Consider the following 23,886-nt stretch of genomic DNA (forward strand, 5'->3'; position numbering starts at 1 on the left):
TTGGACACGGGTCGAAGTGAGGGGAGTCTATGGCGCTCGCGGTACTGGTCGCGTCTGAGCTCGATCACCTGCCCGATAGGGCCGAGAAACAGCCCGGTGCCTTTCGCACGATCAGCGAGGTTGCCGATGATGTCGGCACCCCTCAGCATGTCCTGCGCTTCTGGGAAAGCCGCTTCGCCCAGATCCGCCCACTCAAGCGCGCTGGCGGTCGGCGGTACTACCGTCCCGACGACGTCGACCTGCTCAAGGGTATCCAGCAGCTGCTGCACGGGCAGGGCTACACCATAAAGGGCGCACAGCGTGTCCTGAAGGAACACGGCGTTCGGTTCGTCCAGGCAATTGGCCGAGGCGAAGCCGAAGCAATGATTCCCCCGCTTCAGGAACGTGAAGCCGAGGTCGACCTCGCACCGATCGAGGTCACCTCTGACGCCGACGCATGTCTTTTGGAGGTGCTGAGCGATCTGCGTTCCTGCCGCCAAGCGCTTGTCGGGCTTCGGCCTGGGATTATCGGAGATCCTTGAGTCGCAGGACTACGATCGATCCGAGCGAACTTTGGCAGCCTCCTCGGCGTTGAGGCGCGATGGCCGAGCCCAATCGACCGAGATCCCCGACCCAGGAGCTGATCGCTCGCGTCCTGAGAATCGTGCGCGCCTCGCCGGACGCCGCCTCCGAGATGCTGGAGTTGATGTTTCTCGTCAGCCAGATCGAAGCGCTCACCTCGGTCGACCGGGAGTATCGTGACGCCCGCCGCGTCATCAGCCGCCTACGCAACCCGCTCTGGGACATGGGGCCGGCCGATCGCGAGAACCTGCTCAAGGCCGCCGAGACCATTCGGAAGGTTTGCAACCTCAAAGAGAAAGACATTCCCGTCACGCCGCTTGCCGACCTCGGCGAGCGTGAGCGGATCGAACGCCATCTCGTCGCGGTTCTCGGCAAAGAACTCGATGCCGTACAGATCGCCCGCGTGACCGGAGCCGTTGCCGCTGCACTGCAGCTTTAAGGCTCAGATCGGGGGATCCCGCTGGCGAAGCCTCGACGCCGCGACCCGGCGTCCCCACATCCGATCAGCCCCATAGGCCCACGCTTCAGCCCGGATAATCCCGGCGATACGGCAGGGTCCGGAGAACCGCCCATGACCGCCGTCCGTCCCTTTGCAGCACTGTTGGCCGCCAGCTTGACCTGTGCGGCGCCGGCCCATGCACAGACCGTGACGACCCGCAGCGAGACGGTCGCGTCCGGCAAGGTCGTGCGCCTCCTCGTGGCGCCGAACCTGAAGAAGGATTGCTCCGCCGGATCGATGCCGGAGATCAAGATCGCGGGCGCACCGAAGAACGGCCAGCTCAAGACGACGACCAAGAAACTCAAGACGCCGGCGAGCTATCGCTGCCCGGACAAGGAAGCCCAGGTGGCTGCGGTCTTCTACAAGAGCAAGGCCGATTTCACCGGGGCAGACCGGGTTCTGATCGAGGTCAAGACCGCCGAGGGCACGGTGGAGAAGCAGGATATCCGCATCACGGTCGAGGCCGCCAAGGCCGACGCCAAGCCGGACACGAAGAAGCCCGATGAGAAAAAGACGGAGGATAAGAAGGACGACAAGGATCTGTCCGACCTCTGAGACAAAGCCGCGTTCGATCCATTGACGCCGCCCTTATTGCATCGCAGCATAAGTCTTGGCGCCGGTCGTTGCGAGCCGAAGTCGGTCAAGCCCGTGAAGGGTTTGGCCGACCCCGAGATCTGCTGTAATCCTGCCATGGTGTGGCCCGTTTCACACGTTCCAACTGCGAGATCTGGGCGCTGCGACAAATCCGATAATGTCCGTTGCATCCAAGCCGGGACAGGATGAAGCTGTCCTGAGTTTGATGGGGGTGTCCGAATGCCGACGCACTCGACGAGCGACCTGTTCCAGAGCTTTGCCCGTGGATACGAGGCGCGACGGGACACGGAGATGTCTCTCTCCGAGTTCCTCGAAGCCTGCCGCGACGAACCATTGATGTATGCCAGCGCGGCCGAGCGAATTCTCGACGCGATCGGCAAGCCGGAGATGGTCGACACGGCGCGCGATGCGCGCCTCGGCCGGGTCTTCATGAACCGGACCATCCGGGTCTACCCGGCCTTCTCCGAATTCTACGGTATGGAGGAGACGATCGAGCGGATCGTCTCGTTCTTCCGCCACGCGGCCCAAGGCCTCGAAGAGCGCAAGCAGATCCTCTACCTGCTCGGCCCCGTCGGCGGCGGCAAGTCTTCGCTCGCCGAACGCCTCAAGGCGCTGATGGAGGTCCACTCCGTCTACGTGCTTAAGGCCGGCGACGAGGTCTCTCCGGTCTTCGAGAGCCCGCTCGGCCTTTTCGACCCGGACGTGATGGGCGCCGAAATCGAGGAGCGCTTCGGCATCCCTCGCCGCCGCCTCACCGGTCTGATGAGTCCCTGGGCGCTCAAGCGCCTCGACGAGTTCGACGGCGACATCTCGCGCTTCAAGGTCATCAAGGTCCGCCCGTCGCGGCTGCGCCAGATCGCGATCTCGAAGACCGAGCCGGGCGACGAGAACAACCAGGACATCTCCAGCCTCGTCGGCAAGGTCGACATCCGCCGGTTGGAAACACTCTCCCAGGCCGACCCGGATGCCTACTCCTATTCCGGTGGCCTCAACCGCGCGAACCAGGGCGTTCTCGAATTCGTCGAGATGTTCAAGGCGCCGATCAAGATGCTCCACCCCCTGCTGACCGCGACGCAGGAGGGCAACTACGTCGGCACCGAGAATATCGGCGCGATCCCTTTCACCGGCATCATCCTCGCTCACTCGAACGAATCCGAGTGGCAGTCCTTCAAGGCCAACAAGAATAACGAAGCCTTCATCGACCGCATCTACGTGATCAAAGTCCCGTATTGCCTGCGCGTCATGGAAGAGCAGCGCATCTACGAGAAGCTGATCTCTCGCTCCGAATTGTCTGAGGCGTCCTGCGCTCCCGGCACGTTCGAGATGCTGGCCCGGTTCTCGGTGCTGTCTCGGCTACGCGAGCACGCCAACTCGAATCTCTTCTCCAAGATGCGAGTCTACGACGGCGAGTCCTTGCGCGAGGTCGATCCCCGTGCCCGCTCGATGCAAGAATACAAGGATACCGGCGGCGTTGACGAGGGCATGGACGGGATCTCGACCCGTTTCGCCTTCAAGGTGCTTGCGGCGACCTTCAACCACGACACCACCGAGGTTTCGGCCGATCCCGTGCACCTGATGTACGTGCTCGAACAGGCGATCAAGCGCGAACAGATGCCGCCCGAGACCGAGAAGCGCTACATGGAGTTCATCAAGACCGAACTCGCGCCGCGCTACGCCGAATTCATCGGTCACGAGATCCAGAAGGCCTATCTCGAGAGCTACCACGATTACGGCCAGAACCTGTTCGATCGCTATATCGACTACGCCGATGCCTGGATCGAGGATCAGGACTTCAAGGATACCGAGACCGGCCAGCTCCTGAACCGCGAACTCCTGAATCAGGAGCTCACCAAGGTCGAAAAGCCGGCCGGCATCGCGAACCCGAAGGACTTCCGCAACGAAGTCGTGAAGTTCGCCCTGCGCTCACGCGCCCAGCACGGCGGCCACAACCCGTCTTGGACGAGTTACGAAAAACTGCGCGAGGTGATCGAGCGGCGCATGTTCTCCCAGGTGGAGGAGCTGCTGCCGGTGATTTCCTTCGGCTCCAAGAAGGACGGCGAGACCGAGAAGAAGCACGGCGAGTTCGTCGAGCGGATGACGGCTCGCGGCTACACGGAGCGTCAGGTCCGGCGGCTTGTGGAATGGTACATGCGGGTGAAGCAGGCGGGTTGAGGCGGCCACGCATTTTTCGCCGCCGTCGGCCGCACTTCCGTATCGTTGTCCGGGCATATTGCCCGGCAACGGCTTGAGGACGAGGCGTTTAGCGAGACACGATGCATATCGTCGACCGTCGGCTCAATCCCGGAGGCAAGAGCCTCCCGAACCGTCAGCGCTTCCTGCGACGCGTCAAGGACATGGCACAGCGCGCGGTCCGGGAATCGGCGCGTGAGAAGGACATCAAGGATCTCGGTAAGGACGGCCGGATCTCGGTGCCGGCGGACGGGGTGCGCGAGCCCCGTTTCAGCCGTCAGTCCGGCACCGGCCTTCAGGACTACATCATTCCCGGCAACAAGACCTACGTCGAAGGCGACCGCATCGAGCGGCCGCCGGGCGGCGGCGGGGCCGGCGGTTCGGGCGAGGGCGGCGACGGCGGCGAGAACAGCGAGGACGCCTTCCATTTCGCGCTGACCCGCGACGAATTCCTCGAACTCTTCCTCGACGACCTCGAGCTGCCGGATCTCGCCAAGCGCCGTCTCTCCATTGTCGAGACGGAAGGCCTGCGCCGGGCCGGCTACACGGTGAGCGGCTCGCCCGCCAACCTCGCCCTGACGCGTACCTTGCGCAATTCGATGTCCCGCCGCATCGCGCTCAAGCGCCCGAAGCTCGAAGAATTTGCGCTGCTGGAGGCGCAGATCGCGGAGGTGGGCGAATTCGATCCGATTCTGCCGGAGCTTCAACTTAAACTGGAAGCCCTGCGCGAGCGCTCGAAGCGGATCCCCTATGTCGATCCGCTCGACCTGCGCTACCGCCGCTTCGAGCCCTATCCGCGGCCTATCGCGCAGGCGGTGATGTTCTGCCTGATGGACGTGTCCGGCTCGATGACCGAGCACATGAAGGACCTCGCCAAGCGGTTCTACATCCTGCTGCACATCTTTCTGACGCGCCGCTACAAGCACGTCGAGATCGTCTTCATCCGCCACACCGACAAGGCGACGGAGGTCGACGAGGAAACGTTCTTCGGCTCCCGCGAGACCGGCGGCACGCTGGTCTCCTCGGCGCTCGTCGAGATGAAGCGCGTCGTCACCGAGCGCTACGATCCGAACGATTGGAACATCTACGCCGCGCAGGCCTCCGATGGCGACAATGTGTCGAGCGACGGCCCGACCTCGACCGAACTGCTGCGCGCGCACATCCTGCCGGCCTGCCAGCACTTCGCCTATCTCGAGGTCGGAGACGAGAACGGCCCCCGCGCCGGCTTCGTCGAGCACCGAACGACGCTCTGGCGTACCTACGAGGTGCTGGCCAAGGCCGGCGAGCCGCTGGCCATGCGAAAGGTCAATCACCGCCGCGACATCTATCCGGTGTTTCGCGAGCTGTTCGGGCCGAAGGATGCGCGGGCGGAGGTAGAGGCTTGAGCGGGCGCCCCACTGATCAAGCGACCGGCTGGTGCGAAAAACCCTCCCCCCTCTGCGGGGGAGGGTGGCCCTCGCGTCAGCGAGGGTCGGAAGAGGGGAGCGCCCTCTTCGGAAACGTCGCTCCCCTCTCCCGACCCGCTTCGCGGGCCACCCTCTCTCGCAAAGGGGAGAGGGGTTGGCGCGCGCTTACATGGGAGGCTGCATGGCAAGCCTGACACTCGCACCGGCCGCGAAGACCCAGGAGCCGCTGTTCACCGGCAACGACTGGGACTTCGACACCATCCGCCGCATCCACGAGGCTTGCGAAGTCGAGGCGCGCGCTCTCGGACTGTCCTGGTATCCGAACCAGATCGAGATCATCACGGCCGAGCAGATGCTCGACGCGTATTCCTCGATCGGCATGCCGCTGTTCTACAAGCACTGGTCGTTCGGCAAGCATTTCGCCCAGCAGGAGGCGAGCTATCGGCGCGGCCACATGGGGCTGGCCTACGAGATCGTCATCAACTCCGACCCGTGCATCTCCTACGTGATGGAGGAGAACTCGGCGACGATGCAGACGCTCGTCATCGCGCACGCCGCCTTCGGCCATAACCACTTCTTCAAGAACAACTATCTGTTCCGGCAGTGGACCGATGCCGAAGGCATCCTCGATTATCTCGACTTCGCCAAGGCCTACATTTCCCGCTGCGAGGAGCGATACGGCCAGCAAGCGGTAGAGCAAGTGCTCGACGCGGCTCATGCCCTGATGAGCCAGGGGGTTCATCGCTATCCTCGTAAGAAGCGGCCGGATCTCGCCTCGGAGCAGCGCCGCGAGCGCGAACGGCAAGAGCATGGCGAGCAGATCTTCAACGACCTCTGGCGGACGCTTCCCGCCAAGACCGGCGCCGCCAAGGGCGACCCGGCCCTCGATCGCCGCCGCGCCCTGCTGGAGCTCCCCCAGGAGAACATCCTCTACTTCCTGGAGAAGGTCGCGCCGCGCCTGCGCCCGTGGCAGCGCGAACTCCTGCGCATCGTCCGGCTGGTGGCACAGTATTTCTACCCGCAACGCCAGACCAAGGTGATGAACGAGGGCTGCGCCACCTACGTGCACTACCGCATCATGAACGCGCTTTCCGAGAAGGGCCTGATCGACGAGGCTGCCTATCTCGAATTCCTCACCTCGCACACCAACGTCATCCGCCAGCCGAACTTCGACGACCGCAGCTTCGGCGGTCACAACCCCTATGCGCTGGGCTTCGCGATGATGCAGGACATCGCCCGCATCGTGGAGCAGCCCACCGAGGAGGACCGCGCTTGGTTCCCCCAGATCGCCGGCATCGGCGACCCGATGGCCGTGCTACGCGATTGTTGGGAGAACTATCGCGACGAGAGTTTCATCGCGCAGTTTCTCAGCCCGAAACTCATGCGGGACATGCGCCTGTTCCACGTCGTCGACGATCCCGACGAGACCGAGCTGCGCGTCGAGGCGATCCACGACGAGCGCGGCTACCGCAAGATGCGCCGTTCCTTCGCCCGGCAATACGACGTGGCCTGGCTCGATCCGGACATCGAGGTGGTCGATGTCGATCTCGAAGGCGACCGCCGCCTCATCGTCCACCACAAGGCGCTGAACCGCATCACCCTGCAGAAAGAAGACGCCAAGCGCGTGCTGCAGCACCTCGCCGATCTGTGGGGCTACGACGCCGTGCTGAAGGAGGTCGATCCGGCGACCGGCACGGTGCTCGTCGAGCACAACGCAAGCGCCCGGCCGATCTTTTTCTGAGTTACCCGGTACGTGCTGCCGGCGGCGGGAGAATCTCCACCGTCGTTCCGGGGCGCACCGCAGGTGAGAACCTGGAACCTATGACGGGGCACGACGCCCTGTCTCAGCCGCGCATCGCGAATGGATTCCGGGTGCCGCTTCGCGGCCCCGGAATGACGCCAGCATCACGTCGTTCGCGTCGGCGCGAACACGAAGCGCTGGTACACAAGCCCGATCCCGATCAGCACCGCGCCGAGCCCGAGGAACGACAGCGCTCGCAGCGGCCCGTCGAGCCCGGCGAGATCGAACAGGAACACCTTGAGCGTTGCGAGCGCGACCAGCGCCGCAGAGGCGAGGCGTGCCGTCAGGGAGTGTCGCAGCAGCCCGTAACCGAGCAGGGTGAGTCCCAGGGCGAGCCAGCCGGCGGAGTAGGCATACCACTCGGCTTGGCTCGTCTCGCGATCGAGGCCCATTTTCGCGCCCTGGAAGCCGTGGCGGATCGTCAGCGTGAGCGCCAGGAAGCCGAGGATCATCCCGACGCCGCCGGCCGCCAGCACGTACCAGCGCGGCCGCGTCGCCTGCGCCGTTCGGGCCAGCGCGAAGGCGACGAGCGCCGGAAGGCCGTAGGCGATGACGATCTCGTTGAAGAGTACACCGCCGCCGACAGACTCGTCGGTGAGCAGCGGGTTCACGGCGAACCCGAGGCCGAGCAGGCTCTGAGCGAAGGCGATTACCCCAAAGCCTAGGCTGGCGATCCGGATCACCGGCGAACGGTGGACGCCATCGAGCCTCACCAGCACCGCTGCGAGGCCGAGCGCCGAGAGCGCCATCAGGCCTTGCTCCAGCACGCCGCTATCCTCAGCGAAGATGTCGCCGCCGTGGAGCGCGTGCCGGATCTCGAAGAACACCAGGAAGGCAGCAAGCAGCAGGCTCAGGGCTTCGGCGATCAGGGGAGGGGCATCCGGCTTGGTGCCGGGCAGGCGGATCAGCCGCGAGGCGAGGCCGAAGGCGAGGGCCGGAACGCCGTAGCCAACGAGCAGCCAGTTCAGGATCGGCGTGCGCCCGAGCTCGCCGCCGACCACCATCGGATCCCAGGCGAGGCGGCCCGCCACGGCAATTCCGAGGCCTGCGACGCACCAGCGAAGCGCAGGGATATCGAGCCGGCGCGCGATCGCGCCGCTGCCGAGCGCCGCCAGCGCCATCGCCACGGTCAGCGACCCGCCCGAGGCCGCGAAGACGAGGCCGAGCGCCAGGGCCGCCACAGCGGCCGAGGCGAAGGCGCCGAGACCGATCGTGAGCGCGTCCGACGGCGTTCGATCGCCCTGTGCACGGAGCGCAGCGCCGAGCCCGATCATCGCCAAGGCCAGCACCCATGCGGCCACCGCGAAGGACGGCGAGACAGAGGCCTGCGCGAGACGTAGATAGGTGAAGGACAAAGCGGCCAACGGCGTCAGGGTGGCGCCGGCCGCGTAGGCGAGCGCCGTAGCGGCCGGCAGCCGGCCGCCGCCGATCAGCCTGAGGGCTCCCATCGTCGTGACGCCGGCTGCGGAGACGCCGACGACCGCCAGCAGGATGCCCGGGTCGGTCGTATCGAGCCGGATCAGGAGACTGTCCCAATGCAGGCCCGGTTCGGGCGGCCACAGCACGATGATGCCGCTCAAGGCCAATCCTGCGACGACCAATCCCGCCGCCACGGGCATAGCGAGGAACCCTGCAGCGGACGGAATTATGATGGCTGCGAGCGCACTTAGGATCCAGACGGCCCCGTAGCCGGCCTGAGCGGTGAGCCCGAGCACGGCGACCAGCATGACCGTGGCCGTGAGCAGAACGGCGGTCGCCACGCGGTCGAGGCGTGCGTTCTCGGCTGGCGTAAGGCGATGGGGAAGGGCGAAGGTGAGGCTCGCGAGCGCGGCCTGCAGAACGCCGTGCACGAGCGCTGCCGCAGAGGCCGAGGCGTCGATGGCGGAGAGGCCGAGCAGGAGTGCCCAGGCGGCGGCACCGATCCCGGCCGCGATGGCGAGCACTCGCCAGCCCTTGAGCCATGCGAAGCCGTAGGCGCTCGCCGCCACCACGGGCAGGTAGAGGGTCAGCGGCCAGATGCTGCCACCGCCCTCGCCGACGAGAAGCGGTGTGGCCAGCGCGCCGACGAGACCAAACCCGGCGAGTGACGGGCCGTGCAGCAGAGCAAGCACCATGGCAGCAAGGCCCGTCGCCCCAAGCGCGACGAAGGCGAGCTCTGGGCCGATGAAGCCGTAGAGCCCGTAGGCCGCGTAGACCGCGCCGAAAAGCGCCACGGTGCCGGCAGCCGTCACCATCGCCGGGATGTCCGGCCAAGCCGGCGGAACGGGCAGGCTTCCCCGCAGCCGGCGCCGCAGGGCCTCGCCAGCAGCGAGCAGTCCCAGAGCCAGGGCGAAGCCGGAGGCCATGCGCAGACCCGGCCCGAAATAGCCGGCCTCCACCGAGTAGCGCACCAGCAGGGCCGCACCAAAGATGAGGGCGACGCCGCCGACCCAGACCGTCCAGCGGGTGCCGAAACGCTCTTCGAAGGAGGCCCGCGGCGGCGCGGGATCGGGACGAGGCGCCGGGACCGCCGGCACCGTGGGCGCCGGCCGCGGCGCTTCACGGACCGGCTCTGGACGGCTGGCCGGTATCGTCGCGGCCGTGGCCGGCGTCGCCCGCTCGAAGCGTGCGAGCCTGTCTTCCAGGATGGAAATCCGCCGACGCTGCGCAATCGTCAGCGCGAACGCGACTGGCCCGCAGGCGAGCACAGCCAGCACCGCGATGCCGAGACCAAGGAAGAAAACCAACTCGTCCATAGTACGGGCGTCCGATCGACCAAGTCGCCGGGATGCGCCGGTCGCGTCGTGCAATCTGTGCGCCCGGTCACGTCCGGAGAAAAGCCTTGGTCTCGATCCGATCGGGGATGGATCGACGACCGCTCGCGCCGAACGAAAAACCCTGCGGGCCGATGCCCACAGGGTTCGTGTCGGATCCCGGTTCCGGGCTGGCCCGTCCCAGCCAGCGCTGATCTCCACCGATGACCGGCTCGGCACGTCCGGCGAAAGCCTAAGGATGCGATCGAGAGAGAAGCGGTCGCCGCAAGCCTTACGGGCAGGAGCGCCGCTTGCCGCCCTTGGCGACATAGGTACCGCTACGCGGATCGTAGGTCTTGAAGCGTCGCGCGCAGTAGGCGGCCTGCTCGTCCCCGGCGGGCACCGCCTCTTCGTCTACATAACCAGCTGCGGCATAGCCGTCGTTGGCATATCCGTAGGGGTCGCCGCCGAACCCGTACCCCAAGCCGGCTCCATACCCGAGGCCGGCGCCGTAGCCGAGACCACCGCCATAGCCGTAGCCGGGATACCGGCCGCGCCAACCACGGCCCGGGCCACCGGGCCGGGCGGGACGGTTCCAGCCCGGATTCCCGCCGACGCTTCCGTCCACGACGCCGCCGGGATTGCGGACGACGGCACCGCCGAGGGCATTGCCACCGAACCCTCCGCGGGGTCCGGCCGCGAAGCCGCCACCGCGTAGGCCTCCCACACCAGCCAGGCCACCACCGACGGAACCACCGGCACTCGAGCCGCCACCGAGGCTGGCTCCTCCTCCAGCGAGGCCACCACCACCGATACCGCGGCCTCCGACTCCGATACCGCCTCCGCTCAAGGCATTCTGCGCCTCGACGGTCCCCGTCGTTACGGTCAAGCATCCGACGGCTAGGACCGAAGCCAAAACAATACGTCTCATGATCAAATTCCGATCGATCTTTCTCGGATCCATGAAATCATAACGAGCGTCGGCGGTTTTCATTCCCCGGATCTATCAGTTCCTATCTCATTTGCTGAGAACATGATCGTTCGACGACGCAGTATCGACATCACGACAGGTTCGCGTTCGCCAAGGATGTCAGTCAGTGTGCGTCGGGCTTCTGTGATTCCGCGTCTAGCCCACCGGCATAGCAGCGGCGGACGGCTTCCCGGAACGCATCGAGTTCTGAAGGCGAAAGACGCTTCAGTCTTGCCTCCAAGAGCGCTCGGCCGTCAGCCGCATCGGGTGTCGCCTCGAACTCGGCTTCTGTCGGCACGTCGGGCTCCGGGTTTCGTCCTCCAGGCTGGAGCAGTGCCCGGATTCGGGCCCCATACTCCGCAGATCAACGTTGCGACCAAAGTTTCGTTCGGCGCGCTTTTGGGCTCGTCGGTTCGCGATGGTGTCAATGGGGTACCATCGGCCCGATGCCTGGCCGCGGCCGAAGAGTCACGGCTGCCCCATTCGCAGGTCGGCTAGCGATGTCCCGATCGGCGATCGGGCCGGAGATGGGGTCAAGACCCAGCGATGAGATCGCGGATGCGGCTCGCCAGCGCTTCCATCACGAAGGGCTTCGTCAGCACCTGCATGTCGCGGTCGAGATAGCCGTGGCCGAGCACGGCGTTCTCGGCGTAGCCGGTGATGAACAGCACCTTCAGCGTCGGGCGCAGCACGCGGCCGGCATCCGCGAGCTGGCGGCCGTTCATCCCGCCAGGCAGGCCGACATCGGTGACGAGCAGGTCGATGCGCACATCGGATTGCAGGACCTTGAGGCCACCGGCCCCGTCCGCCGCCTCGATCGCGGTATAGCCGAGGTCTTCCAGCACCTCGATGACGAGCATGCGCACCGTCGGCTCGTCGTCGACGATCAGCACGGTCTCGCCGGCATCGGCGCGCGGCGCGCCGGAGAGGTCGGGCACCGCCTCGACATCCTCCGCCGCACCGTAATGGCGGGGCAGATAGAGGCACATCGTGGTACCTGCGCCGATCTCCGAATAGATCCGTACCTGTCCGCCGGACTGACGCACGAAGCCGTAGATCATCGAAAGGCCGAGGCCAGTGCCCTGGCCGATCGGCTTCGTCGTGAAGAACGGATCGAAGGCCCGGGCGATCACTTCCGGCGTCATGCCTGTGCCGGTGTCGGTCACGCAGAGCGAGAGATACTGGCCGGGGTCGAGGTCGCGCTCCTTGGCGGCGCGCTCGTCCATCCACTTGTTGGCGGTCTCGATGGTGATGCGGCCGCCATCCGGCATGGCGTCGCGGGCATTGATGCAGAGGTTCAGCAGCGCGTTCTCGAGCTGCGAGGGATCGACCAGCGCCGACCAGAGGCCGCCGGCCGCCACCACTTCGAGCGTCACGTGCGGGCCGATCGTGCGGCGCACCAGTTCTTCCATGCCGACGACGAGGCGATTCACGTCGGTAGGCTTCGGATCGAGGGTCTGGCGGCGGGAGAAGGCCAGCAGCCGGTGGGTGAGGGCGGCGGCTCGCTTCGCGGCGCCCTGCGCGGCGTTGACGTAACGATCGACGTCGCCAAGACGGCCCTGGCTCACGCGGGTCTGCAGGAGTTCGAGCGAGCCCGAGATGCCGGTGAGCAGATTGTTGAAGTCGTGGGCGAGGCCGCCGGTGAGCTGGCCCACCGCTTCCATCTTCTGCGACTGGCGCAGCGCCTCCTCGGCGTTGCGTTGCTCGGTGATGTCGCGTCCGACGATGTAGAACAGCGCGCCCTCGGGCACCGCACTCCACATGATCGTGCGCAGGCGGCCGTCCTTGCAGAAGACGTGATCGACGAAGCCGTCGACCGTCTCGCCCAGCGACAATCGTCGGACGACGTCGGCCGTCGCGGCGTGGTCGCTCTTGTCGACGAGTTCGGAGAATGGACGTGCGAGCAGTTCCGCGTCGCTCCAGCCGAGCATCCGCGTCCAGGCCGGATTCACCGCCTTGAGGTAGCCGTCGAGCCCGGCGGTGCCCATGAGGTCGTTGGTCATCGCCCAGAGGCGGTTGCGCTCGCGGGTGCGCTCCGCGACCTGCCGCTCCAGCTCGGCGCGGGAGCGGGCCAGCACCTCGCGGGCGTCGACGATCTCCTGGATGTCCGTGCAGGAGCCGAACCAGCGGGTGATGTCGCCCTTCGCGTCGCGCACCGGCTGCGCCCGTCCGAGCACCCAGCGATAGGTGCCGGAATGGTGCTTGAGCCGATACTCGATGTGGTAGGTCTCGCCCGTCTCCAGGCTGTGCCGCCAGACGCCCCAGGCCCGCTCCCGGTCCTCGGGGTGGAACATATCGTTCCAGGCCTCGCCGTCGGTGGAGCCCGCCGGCACGCCGGTGAACTCGTACCAGCGGTCATTGTAGTAGTCGTGGAAACCGTCGGACAGGGTCGACCAGATCATCTGGTCGACCGAGTTGGTGATGCCGCGGAACTTGCCTTCGCTCTCCCGCAGCGCGTGCTGCGTGCGGACATGCGCCGTGACTTCGTTGCCCTGGTTGAGCACCCCGGCGATCGTGCCGTCCTCGCTGCGGATCGGCGTGAAGCTGTAGGTCCACCACGTCTCCTCGACCCGGCCACCGCGCGCCATCGGCAGCATCTGGTCGAAGGCGGCGAAGCCCTCACCGGAATCGAGGACCCGCTGGAATTGCGGTGCGATGATCGGCCAGATCTCGGACCAGACCTCGGCGCCGGGCCGGCCGAGCGCGTCCGGATGCCGCTCGGCGGGAATCGGCGCCCAGGCGTCGTTGTATAGAAGCCGCAGCTCGGGCCCCCAGTAGATCGCCGTGGGGAAGCTCGAATGCAGGCAGAGGTCTATCGCGGAACGCAGCGCCTGCGGCCAAGTCTCCGGCGGGCCGAGGGGTGTCGCCGCCCACTCGTAGGCGCGGATCAGGGCACCCATGGCTCCGCCGCCGCTCAGGAAGCCCGCATCGTTCGTCATCGGACCGACGATCCGGCCGACGGAACGTCGGTCCATTTCACGCGGTCGCGGACGGATCGAGAGGGTGCGGCATTCGTATCCGCATGGTCAACGATTAGGCTCTGCACGTGGCCGGAATGACATAGCTCCATGGTCGAGTCGATCGACGCGTGTTCAACCGGTCCCGGCCGGGCCATCGAAAACCTGCCGCACGCGGCGGACCAGTTCCATGCGCCGATAGGGCTTGTTGATGATCTCGAATTCGCTCCCGCCGACGCCGGAGCGTTCGAGGGAGTTTGCGGCGAAACCGGTGGTGAGCAGGATCCGGATCTTCGGTTGCCGCTCCCGGGCCGCGCGGGCAAGGCCGACGCCCGTCATCCCCCCGGGCATGATCAGATCCGAAAACAGCATGTCGATGCGCGCGTCGTTCTCCATGATGGCGATCGCATCGCGGGGGCTGTGACTCACGAGAACGTGATAACCGAAATCCTCAAGGATGATCCGGGCAGTCTCTGCGACCTCCGCTCTGTCATCGACGACGAGGACGGTCTCGGATCCATGCCGCTCCGCGACCTTGTGGGACGGACCCGAATCGCGCTCGATGGACGCCTGGGTTGCCGGGAACAGCAGCCGCACCGTGGTTCCGCGGTCCACGTCCGAAGTGATCCGCACCGTGCCGCCGGATTGCTTGGCGAAGCCGTAGACGGTGGCGAGCCCAAGGCCGGTGCCCTTGCCTTCTTCCTTCGTTGTGAAGAACGGCTCCATCACCCGCAGCAGCACCTCCGGAGACATGCCGGTGCCGGTATCCGACACGGAGACCTCGACATAGTTCCCCGCTTGGACGCCCTGAAGCAGGGCGGCCTGTCGGTCCTGCAGGACGAGGTTCTTCGTCTCGACCGTAACGCAGCCGCCATTCGGCATGGCATCGCGCGCATTGATCAGGACGTTGAGCAGCGCGACCTCGGCCTGTGTCGGGTCGACGCGGGCGTTCCAGAGATCGGGGGCGAGTTCGCGACGCAGTTCGACATCGTCGCCCAAGGTCCGGTCGCCGATCTCGCTCATGCCCTCGACGAGGGCGTTGAGGCTGATTGCCCGGCCTTCCAGACGCTGCTTGCGCGAGAAGGCGAGAAGCTGGTGGGTGAGCTTCGCCGCCCGATCGGTCGCCGTCCGGATCGCCTCACCAGCGCGGGCGAGGCGCGCGATATCGGGCGAACCGCTGTCGATGAGCATCTGCAGGATGTCGGTGTAGCCGCTGATCACCTGCAGGAGGTTGTTGAAGTCGTGCGCGATTCCCCCGGTCAACTGGCCGAGCGCCTCCATCTTTTGTGCCTGATGCAGAGCCTCTTCGGCATCGCGACGGCGCGACACGTCGAGTTGCGAGGCGAAGAAATAGACGAGTTCGCCCTGCTTGTTGTGCACGGGCGAGATGAAGAGCGCATTCCAGAACGCCGAACCGTCCTTGCGATAGTTCAGGATCTCGGTGGCGACCTCCCTGCGCTCGGCGATGGCCCGGCGCAGCTCGTCTACCGCTTCGCCATCGGTCTCAGGACCCTGCAGAAAGCGGCAGTTGCGGCCGATGACCTCGTCGTTGGCGTAGCCAGTCATCTTCGCGAAGGCGTGGTTGGCGAAGATGACCGGGTTGTCCGGCTGATGCGGATCGGTGACGATCATCGGCATCCGCGTCGTCTCGACGGCGGCGAAGAAGATGTCGGAATGCGTGTTCGACAGCTCCGCCTCGCCGCTGCCGGTCACCGACGGGTGGTGGCCGTGACCGCGCTTTTCCGGGGACTCGTACATCAGGCTCCTTGGAGGTCGGTCATCGTGATGGCCGACGGGCGGCAGGCGCTGGCACAACGAGGCATCGCACCAAACAAGGGGCCTCGTCCGATGTTCCCTCGCAAGCGGGGCCGTCGTTTCGCCCGTTGACGACCCGCGTTTCGCACGGATGCGGCCGCGAGTTTTTCTTGAGCCGCCGGAGAGTCTTTTTCAGGTCCGCCCGGCGCACGACTGCGCTAAGATCATTGCTCCCAGGCTTGTGATTGCAGCGCAGCAGAGATTTTGCGCGACGCAGCACGAGACTGGGCAATCTTGCTGCGGATCGCGACGGGGGCTTCGCTCGTTTCGACCGCGGCGACGAAGACTCCGCCGCGACGATCCACGTGCAAGATCTTGCCGGGACCGTCGCAGAGCGGGGGCAGCCGGAGGACGACGCGTTCGATGAAGAAGAACAAGGTGATCACGGCCCAGGAGGCGATCGCGCTCATTCGTGAGAACGACGTCGTGACCACGACCGGCTTCGTCCAGAGCTGCATTCCGGAGGCGCTGCACGCCGCCCTGGAGACGCGCTTCGTCGAGACCGGCTCGCCCCGCGGCCTCACCCTGATCATGACGGCGGGCGCCGGCGACAGCAAAGGCCTCGGCACCGGGCGCCTGCACCACGACGGCCTGCTTACCCGCGTAATCGCCGCGAATTTCGGCCGGATGCCCAAGGTCGCGCAGGCCGCCGCCGAGAACCGCATCCGCGGCTACAACCTGCCTCAGGGCGTGATCTCGCAGCTCTACCGCGCCTGCGCCGCCGGCCAGCCGGGGCTCTTCTCCAAGGTCGGACTGCACACCTATGTCGACCCGCGCCACGGTGGGGCGAAGGTCAACGAACTGACGCAGGACGACATCGTCAAGGTCGTCGACGTCGATGGTGACGAGTGGCTGTTCTACACCGCCACCAAGATCGACGTGGCCTTCATCCGCGCGACCTCCGCCGATCCCTCAGGCAATCTCAGCTACGAGAAGGAGGCGCTGACGCTCGATTGCCTCGCGCAGGCCATGGCCGCGCGCAACAACGGCGGCATCGTCATCGCCCAGGTCGAGCGCATCGTCGACGACGGCTACCTGCTGCCGAAGGACGTGCGCGTGCCCGGCATCCTCGTCGATTGCGTCGTGGTCGCCGAGCCCGAGATGCACCGCATGAACTACGGCGTCGTCTACGACGCGGCGCTCGCGGGTGAGATCCGCGTTCCGGTAACCGGCATCAAGCGGATGCCATTGAACGAGCGTAAGATCATCGCTCGCCGCGCCGCCTTCGAACTGCCGCCGAACGGCGTGGTCAACCTCGGCGTCGGCGCGCCCGAGGGCATCTCCTCCGTCGCGAACGAAGAGAAGATCACCCCCTACATCACCCTGACCACCGAGGCTGGCGCCGTCGGCGGCGTGCTCGCCAGCGGGTCGAGCTTCGGCGCCGCGACGAACGCCGACTGCATCATCGACCAGAACCAGATGTTCGACTTCTACGACGGCGGCGGCCTCGACATGACCTGCCTCGGCATGGCCGAGTGCGACGAAGCCGGCAACGTCAACACCTCGAAGTTCGGCGGCAAGCTCAACGGCTGCGGCGGCTTCATCAACATCAGCCAGAACGCCCGCAGCGTCGTCTTCGCCGGCACCTTCACCGCCGGCGGCCTCGAGATTGCAGTCGATGCAGGGCAAGTGAAGATCGTCAAGGAAGGCAAGGCGAAAAAATTCGTCACCCAGGTCCAGCAGAACACTTTCAGCGGCCCCTACGCCGTGCAGAAGTCGCAGCCGGTAATCTACGTGACCGAGCGCTGCGTCTTCCAGCTCACCCCGGAGGGGCTGGAGCTGATCGAGGTGGCGCCCGGCATCGACATCGAGCGCGACATCCTCCCGCACATGGATTTCAAGCCGGTGATCCGGAACCCGGTGCCGATGGATCCGCGCATCTTCCGCGAGGAGCCGATGGAGCTGGCCTCCGACCTGCTCAACCTCGATCTGAAGGACCGCGTGAGCTACGATCCGGAGCGCAACCTGCTCTTCATCAACCTCGAGGGCTGGTACTGCCGCGTGAAGAGCGACATGGACGAGCTGCGGCTCACCATCGTCGGCGCTTGCAAGAAGGCCGGCCAGCGCGTCAACTCCGTCGTCAACCACGACGGCTTCCGGCTCAACGAAAGCCTCTACGACGACTATGCTGGCATGATCCAATATCTCTCGGCGAACTATTACCAGACCACCACCCGTTACGCGACCAGCGCCTTCCTCCGATTGAAAATGGAGGAGGCCTTGAACAAGCGCGGCGTGGCCCCCCACGTCTTCGAGCGCAAGGAGGAGGCCCACGCCTTCCTCGGCAACGTCGACAAGAAGGCGCGCAAGATGATCTCGCCCGCGGTGGCGACCGAGTGAAGCTGGCGCAGTCGGTGCCCGGCCGAGTTCAGTCGTCGACTTCGGCGCGCGCGTTGAAAGACAGGGAGCGCCGCTCGCCGCTGCCTCGGAACGGCTCGACGCCATGGAGCAGCCAAGCCGGAAAGGTGTAGAGCACGCCGACGTCGGGCGGCACGCTGAGGAGCGTCCTGGCAAACCTCTGCTTGCCGCCGGTCAGGAAGTTGAGATAGCCGGCTTGGCGCCCGGAGATGTAAGTCTTGTTCAAGTCTTTGTCCCGTGGCGGCTCGGGCGACTTGAGATAAAGTACGCCGGACAGATCTCCGGAATGGAAATGCACCGGGCTCGGCGTGCCGGCATACTGGCTGACGACCCAGATCCGGTCGATCTCGATGCGCTTGGGACCCACACCCTCGGCCATCAGGACATATCTGCGGATCCTGTCCTCGATGACCGCCGCTAGAGAAGCGTCTCCACCGGCGCAGGCGATGTCGGGCGGAACCAGGAACTCGGAGGCACCGGACGCGGTATGGCGATCGGCGAAAGCGTTGATGCGCGACAGGAGGTCGGGCGACACGCGCGTCCGTCCGATCATCGGCCCGAACGGCGACAGCACCTCCATGGCTGGATCGCCGTCGTCGCTGCCTGTCGGCACCATCTCCGCTTCGTATTTGCGCAGGGCACGCGTTTTGAGTGCGATGGCCCGATTGCGGAAGGTCTCTCCCTGGCTGGTCATGGGGACTCCTGCGGCGGCCGTCGACAGCCGGCCAAGCGAATGTCTGGCACGCACTCCGCCGTGTTCAGACTGTCATAGCGCCATGCCGTCCGGACCGGGCGAGATAACCGGAAGGTCGGCGCCCGACCAATCCGCATTGCCCTCGATGACCGACGCACGGCCATGGAAGCGTCGAGGCGGGCGATCCGAGGACACTGCGTAGGCCGTCGATCAGGCAAACGTCCTTCGCGGATCGAAGGCATCCCGCACGGCCTCACCCGCGAAAACCAGCAAACTCAGCATCGCCGACACGACGAAGAAGCCGGTCAGCCCGAGCCAGGGCGCGTTGATGTTGTCCTTGCCCTGCGCCAGCAGCTCACCGAGCGAGGCCGAGCCAGGCGGCAGACCGAAGCCGAGGAAGTCGAGGGAGGTGAGGGTGGTGATCGAGCCGTTGAGGATGAACGGCAGGAAGGTCAGCGTCGCCACCATGGCGTTCGGCAGCAGATGGCGGGTCATGATCGCCACGTTGGAAAGGCCGAGAGCCCGGGCGGCGCGGACGTATTCGAAGTTCCGGGCTCGCAGGAACTCGGCGCGGACGACGCCGACGAGGGCGGTCCAGGCGAACAGCGTCAGGATGCCGAGCAGGGTGAAGAAGCTCGGGGCCAGGAAAGCCGACATGATGATGATCAGGTAGAGCGTCGGCACCGCACTCCAGATCTCGATGACGCGCTGGAAGATCAGGTCGGTCCAGCCGCCGAAGAAACCCTGCACGGCCCCCGCGATTACGCCTACAACCGACGAGACCAGGGCGAGCGCCAAGCCGAACAGCACCGAAATCCGAAAACCGTAGATGATGCGGGCGAGCACGTCCCGCGAGGCGTTGTCGGTGCCGAGCCAGTGTTTTTCGATATCCTGGCATCCGAACTGTCGACCTTCGACCTTCACGCCCGCCCGCTCGGCGACCGGACGACACTGTTCATCGGTCAGGTTCCAGGTCGGCGGCGAGGGCGACGGCGTCGGCAGGTCGCTCATGAAGGTGTTGTAGGAATACGGGATGGGCGGCCAGAGCGCCCATCCATTCTCCTCAATTTCCTTCTTGGTCTCCGGCGCGCGATAATCGGTCTGCGCAAGGAAACCACCGAATTTCTCGTCCGGGTAATCGACGAAGACCGGGTAGAGCCACTCGCCCTTGTAGGACACGAAGATCGGTCGGTCGTTGGCGATGAATTCCGCGAACAGGCTGACCACAAACAGGATCAGGAACAGCACGGCCGACCACGAGCCGCGCCGGTTCTTCCAAAAATTCGCGAGGCGGCGCCGGTTGATCGGCGAAAGCCCGCGCCGCGTTTCAGGCTGAAGCAGCCGGATCTGCGGCGCGTTGGCGGGCGCAGTGACCGGGACCGCGTCGGCCTGCGGGCGCGGAACCTCGTTCATCGGATAGCGGCCTCGGCGGGGGGACGGATCAATCGAGATGCGTCGCCGTGCCCTCGATCTCGTTCGGCCGCAAGGTACCCTTTTTCTCGAGATGCTTGCGCAGCAGGCGGACGTTGCGACGATTGGCCTTGAAGGCCGCATCGAAAATATCGCCCGCCAGCGGTACGGCGCCCACGGCACCGTCGAAAGCCACGTTGCCCATCATGCGCCAGACCAGCCAGCGCGGGGCGCCGAGGCGCCTTGCCTCGTAGACGATGTAGGAGGCGATCGCCATGCCGGCGATGTCCCCGATCACCGGCACGAGGCCGATCACCGCATCGAGCCCAACTCTGCGGTTGGTGCCCGGTATCTGGAAGGCCGTGTCCATCACGTGCGCGAGCTGTTCCAGCCGCAGGAGACTGGCTTCCGTCCCCGTGTCGGTGAAGCGGCGGAGGTCTGCCGCGCCGAGAGGCTCGGCGAAGACCGTGCGCGAAGTGCGGGGTGTATCGGTTGCGCTCATGAAGAAGGATGTGGCCCACGATCCGTGTCACGACAAGGAAGGGCCAACCGCCGGCACGAATATTCATCACGCGGCCTGCGTGCAGCGCGGGAGCCGAGCGAGCGCCGTGTCCAGCGTCTCGTCCGTCTTGGCAAAGCAGAAGCGCACGAGGTTCTTCACGCTGCCGCTTTCGTAGAAGGCGCTGACGGGTATCGCGGCGACCCCATGCTCCCGCACCAGAGCCTCACAAAAGGCGACGTCGTCGGCCCCGGCGCCAAGATCGATGTTTAGAAAGTACGTTGCCGCGCTCGGCAGCACGGTGAAGCCGAGATCCGAAAGCCCGGAAGCCAGCCGGTTCCGTGAGCGGGCGAGTCCGGCACGCATGTCGGTAAAATAGGACAAGTCCTTTGCCAGGCCGTAGGCTACCGCCTCCTGCAGGTTCGGCGGCGTCGTGAAGGTGAGGAACTGGTGGGCGCGGGACAGCACGCGCATCAACGGCCGCGGCGCCATCACCAGTCCGACCTTCCAACCGGTCAGGCTGAAGATTTTTCCTGCCGAGCCGATCTTGATCGTACGCTCGCGCATCCCCGGCAGCGCCATGAGAGGGCGATGACGGGCACCGTCGAAGATCACGTGCTCCCAAACCTCGTCGCAGAGAGCGACCGCATCGAAGCGCCGACAATAGCCGGCAAGCCGCGCGAGGTCGGCCTCCGCGAACGCCGTCGCGGAGGGATTCAACGGATTGTTCAGGATGACGAGCCGGGTCTTCTCGGAGAAGGCGGCGGACAGCGCCTCGTCGTCGATGCCGAAATGCGGCGGCGTCAACGTCACGAACCGCGGTACGCCGCCGGCCCGGCGTACCAGCGGTAGGTAGGCGTCGTACATCGGCTCGAACAGCACGACTTCGTCGCCGGGCTCGATCAACGCGAAGATCGCGCCGGCCAGCGCTTCCGTGGCACCGGAGGTCACCATCACCTCCGTCTCCGGATCGAGGTCGAGGCCCTGGTGCCGGCCGTAATGCGCCGCGATGGCTTCGCGAAGCGAGGGCAGCCCCATCATCGGCGGATACTGGTTGTAGCCGTTGCGAAGCGCGTCAGCCGCCACTTCGCGCACGTCGTCCGGCCCCGGATCGTCTGGAAAGCCCTGGCCGAGATTGATCGCCTGATGCTTGCGGGCGAGCCGCGACATCGTCTCGAACACCGTGACAGGAAGATCGGAAAAGACGGGATTCATGCGACCGGATCGAAGGGAACGAGGGCCGCTCGTGGTCCTCTCGCCGCGTCAAGACGACGACCCGATACCACGCGGGGATATCCTGGCAAAACGTGCGGGATCGCACATGACTTCCGGGTCGCGCAGGCTCCGGGGCTGACGAATGTTGACAATCGTCAGTCGTGATACAATTCTCGACCCACGGCCGGCCGGCGGTCGCTTGACGGGAACTCCGCCCCCTCGTTCCTGGCGAACGGTCGTCGGTCCGGTTGTATCGAAAAGGCCATCGCTTCGTGCGGTGGCCTTTTTGCTGTCTGCATCGGCAACAGGATCGGCTACGAACTCGCCATGCGGATCCGCACCTCGCTCTTTATGGCACTCGGCGTCGGCATACTCGGTGTCGGGCTTCGCGTAGCGATTCCGGTGGCTCCGGTAGACGACGCATTTAGCGACGTCATCCGCTTCTACCGCACCCTCGAACCGGCTGCGCGATAGCACCACAGGTGTTTTTGCCGGGCGCCGTGCGAAACCAGGACTAGCAACATCCGGGAAACCTGGGTGCCGTACTCACGGCGCATTGCCGGGGGAAGATGAGCATGGTCCCTCCGGCGGCTTCGACCCCACCCACGGCCGAGCCGACCGTTGTACGGACTTGAGGTTTGACGGGACGGATCCTTCGATCGAATTGCTTTCGGCCGCCGAACGGAAGCAGACTTCGACCGATGATCGAACGGGATCCGACACGAAGATTGGTTTCGAAGCGGCGCTTTGATTTGAGTCGAGGATGAACGAGAGTTCGCCCATTCGCAGGGAGACCGCCCGGGAATATCCCGTGCTGACGCCCACGCCTACCCGTCGGCGGCGCCGCTTCGGGAGCTGGATGATTCTGCTCCTGGTTCTCGGCCTCGGTGGAGCCGTCGCGCACCGGATGTACGACGCGAAGAAGGCGGCGGGCACCACCGAGGCCGGACACGGTCGCGGGGGCGGCAAGCACGGCGAGATGGCCCAGGCTGTCGGCATTGCCACGGTGGTGACCGGCGACATGCCGATCGTGCTCCAGGGTCTCGGCACGGTAACGCCGCTCGCCACGGTGACGGTCAAATCGCAGATCAGCGGCTATCTCACCGAGATCGGTTTTCGCGAGGGCCAGACCGTGAAGAAGGGCGATTACCTCGCCCAGATCGACCAGCGGCCCTACGACGCGCTGCTCGCCCAGTATCTCGGGCAGCTGGCCCGCGATCAGGCGCTCCTGCAGAACGCCAAGCTCGACCTCGTCCGCTACCAGACCTTGAACCGACAGGATTCGATCTCGAAGCAGAACGTCGACACCCAGGCCGCCCTCGTGAAGCAGAACGAGGGTACCGTCGCCGCCGACCAGGCGGTGGTCGACCAGCAGCGGCTCAACATCGCCTATGCGCACATCGTCTCGCCGGTGGAGGGCCGTGTCGGCCTTCGTCAGGTCGACCAGGGCAACTACATCTCGGGTGGGTCCACCAACATCGTGGTCGTGACGCAGCTCCACCCGATCTCGGTGCTGTTCACCCTGCCGGAAGACGACGTCTCGCGGGTGATGAAGCGCGTCCGCGAGGGCGCCAAGCTCACCGTGCGCGCCTACGATCGCGGCGACCAGCACGAGATCGCCACCGGTACGCTCGATACGGTCGACAACCAGATCGACGTCACCACTGGAACGGTAAAGCTGCGCGCGCTGTTCAAGAACGACGACGAGACGCTGTTCCCGAACCAGTTCGTCAACGCGAAGCTGACCGTGGACACGATCCGGAATGCGCCCGTGATCCCGGCAGCAGCGATTCTGCGCGGCACGCCGGGCACCTACGTCTATCTGATGCAGGGCGACGACAAGGTCAGCGTCCGCCCGATCACCATCGGCGAGACCGACGGCAGCCGCACGGTCGTAACTGCCGGCCTCCAGCCGGGCGACCGGGTCGTCACCGACGGCACCGATCGCCTCCGCGAGGGCGCGCCGGTGCGCATCACCACCGGCGCCGCAGGCCCGCAGGCGGCACCCGGCCAAGCGATCGGCGGGACCGTACCGGGTGCGGCAGCGTCGCAGCAGGCCGAGGCCGGCAGCGCCTCCACGCCGGGCGCCGGCAAGGCGCCGGACGGCACGGGCGAGGCCACGCAGCCGCAGGCGGGCGATACCCCGCGGCGACGCGGTCGCGACCGCAAGGCCGCGCCGTGATCG

Annotated in this window: 17 protein-coding genes; 8 read left to right on the forward strand and 9 right to left on the reverse strand. The window is 65.9% G+C overall.

Annotation, left to right across the window (positions count from 1 at the left end; translation table 11 throughout):
* The first annotated feature begins 29 nt into the window (after window positions 1-29).
* From MFF07_RS00610 to MFF07_RS00635, 6 genes are all read left to right on the forward strand, one after another.
* Window positions 30-521 carry a MerR family transcriptional regulator gene (locus MFF07_RS00610; protein ID WP_147816182.1) on the forward strand — a complete coding sequence of 164 codons (492 nt, stop codon included), beginning with the start codon at window positions 30-32 and terminating at the stop codon, window positions 519-521.
* A gap of 59 nt (window positions 522-580) precedes the next feature.
* A complete protein-coding gene (locus MFF07_RS00615; protein WP_147816180.1) occupies window positions 581-1,000 on the forward strand; it encodes a hypothetical protein in 420 nt (139 codons plus the stop codon).
* A gap of 132 nt (window positions 1,001-1,132) precedes the next feature.
* Window positions 1,133-1,615 (forward strand): 4-aminobutyrate aminotransferase, encoded by a 483-nt coding sequence (locus MFF07_RS00620; RefSeq protein ID WP_238230339.1) that lies wholly within the window; start codon window positions 1,133-1,135, stop codon window positions 1,613-1,615.
* 258 nt (window positions 1,616-1,873) lie between these two features.
* Complete coding sequence (locus tag MFF07_RS00625; RefSeq protein ID WP_238230340.1) at window positions 1,874-3,826, forward strand: PrkA family serine protein kinase; 1,953 nt, start codon at window positions 1,874-1,876, stop codon at window positions 3,824-3,826.
* Window positions 3,827-3,927: 101 nt separating this feature from the next.
* Window positions 3,928-5,229 carry a YeaH/YhbH family protein gene (locus MFF07_RS00630; protein ID WP_238230341.1) on the forward strand — a complete coding sequence of 434 codons (1,302 nt, stop codon included), beginning with the start codon at window positions 3,928-3,930 and terminating at the stop codon, window positions 5,227-5,229.
* Window positions 5,230-5,431: 202 nt separating this feature from the next.
* Complete coding sequence (locus tag MFF07_RS00635; protein ID WP_147816175.1) at window positions 5,432-6,991, forward strand: SpoVR family protein; 1,560 nt, start codon at window positions 5,432-5,434, stop codon at window positions 6,989-6,991.
* Between the two features lie 164 nt (window positions 6,992-7,155).
* Here the strand turns inward: MFF07_RS00635 and MFF07_RS00640 are convergent, their stop codons facing one another.
* From MFF07_RS00640 to MFF07_RS00660, 5 genes are all read right to left on the reverse strand, one after another.
* Entirely contained in the window at window positions 7,156-9,786 is a 2,631-nt protein-coding gene (locus MFF07_RS00640) for a DUF2339 domain-containing protein (protein ID WP_238230342.1), read from the reverse strand.
* A 289-nt stretch (window positions 9,787-10,075) separates the two neighbouring features.
* A complete protein-coding gene (locus MFF07_RS00645; protein ID WP_238230536.1) occupies window positions 10,076-10,672 on the reverse strand; it encodes a BA14K family protein in 597 nt (198 codons plus the stop codon).
* A 614-nt stretch (window positions 10,673-11,286) separates the two neighbouring features.
* On the reverse strand, window positions 11,287-13,692 hold the full coding sequence (locus MFF07_RS00650; RefSeq protein WP_238230343.1) for a PAS domain-containing hybrid sensor histidine kinase/response regulator family protein: 2,406 nt from the start codon (window positions 13,690-13,692) through the stop codon (window positions 11,287-11,289).
* 153 nt (window positions 13,693-13,845) lie between these two features.
* Entirely contained in the window at window positions 13,846-15,468 is a 1,623-nt protein-coding gene (locus MFF07_RS00655) for a histidine kinase famiy protein (RefSeq protein ID WP_238230344.1), read from the reverse strand.
* A 221-nt stretch (window positions 15,469-15,689) separates the two neighbouring features.
* Window positions 15,690-15,902 carry a hypothetical protein gene (locus tag MFF07_RS00660; protein WP_238230345.1) on the reverse strand — a complete coding sequence of 71 codons (213 nt, stop codon included), beginning with the start codon at window positions 15,900-15,902 and terminating at the stop codon, window positions 15,690-15,692.
* On the opposite strand from MFF07_RS00660, the gene MFF07_RS00665 reads away from it, so the two are divergent.
* Window positions 15,889-17,865, forward strand: a complete 1,977-nt coding sequence (locus MFF07_RS00665; protein ID WP_238230347.1) for an acyl CoA:acetate/3-ketoacid CoA transferase — start codon at window positions 15,889-15,891, stop codon at window positions 17,863-17,865. The two genes, MFF07_RS00660 and MFF07_RS00665, sit on opposite strands and share 14 nt — an antisense overlap.
* A gap of 28 nt (window positions 17,866-17,893) precedes the next feature.
* On the opposite strand, the gene MFF07_RS00670 is transcribed toward MFF07_RS00665, so the two are convergent.
* From MFF07_RS00670 to MFF07_RS00685, 4 genes are all read right to left on the reverse strand, one after another.
* Window positions 17,894-18,577: a putative 2OG-Fe(II) oxygenase gene (locus MFF07_RS00670; protein ID WP_238230348.1), complete on the reverse strand. Its 684-nt coding sequence runs from the start codon at window positions 18,575-18,577 to the stop codon at window positions 17,894-17,896.
* Between the two features lie 210 nt (window positions 18,578-18,787).
* Entirely contained in the window at window positions 18,788-19,990 is a 1,203-nt protein-coding gene (locus MFF07_RS00675; protein ID WP_238230350.1) for an ABC transporter permease, read from the reverse strand.
* Between the two features lie 28 nt (window positions 19,991-20,018).
* Window positions 20,019-20,489 carry a DUF4112 domain-containing protein gene (locus MFF07_RS00680; protein ID WP_238230351.1) on the reverse strand — a complete coding sequence of 157 codons (471 nt, stop codon included), beginning with the start codon at window positions 20,487-20,489 and terminating at the stop codon, window positions 20,019-20,021.
* 66 nt (window positions 20,490-20,555) lie between these two features.
* Window positions 20,556-21,701 carry an aminotransferase gene (locus tag MFF07_RS00685; protein WP_238230353.1) on the reverse strand — a complete coding sequence of 382 codons (1,146 nt, stop codon included), beginning with the start codon at window positions 21,699-21,701 and terminating at the stop codon, window positions 20,556-20,558.
* Between the two features lie 763 nt (window positions 21,702-22,464).
* Between MFF07_RS00685 and MFF07_RS00690 the strand changes: the two genes are divergently transcribed.
* On the forward strand, window positions 22,465-23,883 hold the full coding sequence (locus MFF07_RS00690; protein WP_238230354.1) for an MdtA/MuxA family multidrug efflux RND transporter periplasmic adaptor subunit: 1,419 nt from the start codon (window positions 22,465-22,467) through the stop codon (window positions 23,881-23,883).
* The last annotated feature ends 3 nt before the right edge of the window (window positions 23,884-23,886 follow it).

It is taken from the genome of Methylobacterium thuringiense (assembly GCF_022179645.1).
Taxonomy (GTDB): Bacteria; Pseudomonadota; Alphaproteobacteria; order Rhizobiales; family Beijerinckiaceae; genus Methylobacterium; species Methylobacterium thuringiense.

Coding starts and splice junctions, on each gene's coding strand:
- MFF07_RS00620 (WP_238230339.1), top strand. CDS start 1,133: ATGACCGCCGTCCGTCCCTTTGCAGCACTGTTGGCCGCCAGCTTGACC.
- MFF07_RS00640 (WP_238230342.1), bottom strand. CDS start 9,786: ATGGACGAGTTGGTTTTCTTCCTTGGTCTCGGCATCGCGGTGCTGGCT.
- MFF07_RS00685 (WP_238230353.1), bottom strand. CDS start 21,701: ATGAATCCCGTCTTTTCCGATCTTCCTGTCACGGTGTTCGAGACGATG.
- MFF07_RS00610 (WP_147816182.1), top strand. CDS start 30: ATGGCGCTCGCGGTACTGGTCGCGTCTGAGCTCGATCACCTGCCCGAT.
- MFF07_RS00670 (WP_238230348.1), bottom strand. CDS start 18,577: ATGACCAGCCAGGGAGAGACCTTCCGCAATCGGGCCATCGCACTCAAA.
- MFF07_RS00655 (WP_238230344.1), bottom strand. CDS start 15,468: ATGTACGAGTCCCCGGAAAAGCGCGGTCACGGCCACCACCCGTCGGTG.
- MFF07_RS00615 (WP_147816180.1), top strand. CDS start 581: ATGGCCGAGCCCAATCGACCGAGATCCCCGACCCAGGAGCTGATCGCT.
- MFF07_RS00675 (WP_238230350.1), bottom strand. CDS start 19,990: ATGAACGAGGTTCCGCGCCCGCAGGCCGACGCGGTCCCGGTCACTGCG.
- MFF07_RS00690 (WP_238230354.1), top strand. CDS start 22,465: ATGAACGAGAGTTCGCCCATTCGCAGGGAGACCGCCCGGGAATATCCC.
- MFF07_RS00630 (WP_238230341.1), top strand. CDS start 3,928: ATGCATATCGTCGACCGTCGGCTCAATCCCGGAGGCAAGAGCCTCCCG.
- MFF07_RS00665 (WP_238230347.1), top strand. CDS start 15,889: ATGAAGAAGAACAAGGTGATCACGGCCCAGGAGGCGATCGCGCTCATT.
- MFF07_RS00625 (WP_238230340.1), top strand. CDS start 1,874: ATGCCGACGCACTCGACGAGCGACCTGTTCCAGAGCTTTGCCCGTGGA.
- MFF07_RS00635 (WP_147816175.1), top strand. CDS start 5,432: ATGGCAAGCCTGACACTCGCACCGGCCGCGAAGACCCAGGAGCCGCTG.
- MFF07_RS00650 (WP_238230343.1), bottom strand. CDS start 13,692: ATGACGAACGATGCGGGCTTCCTGAGCGGCGGCGGAGCCATGGGTGCC.
- MFF07_RS00680 (WP_238230351.1), bottom strand. CDS start 20,489: ATGAGCGCAACCGATACACCCCGCACTTCGCGCACGGTCTTCGCCGAG.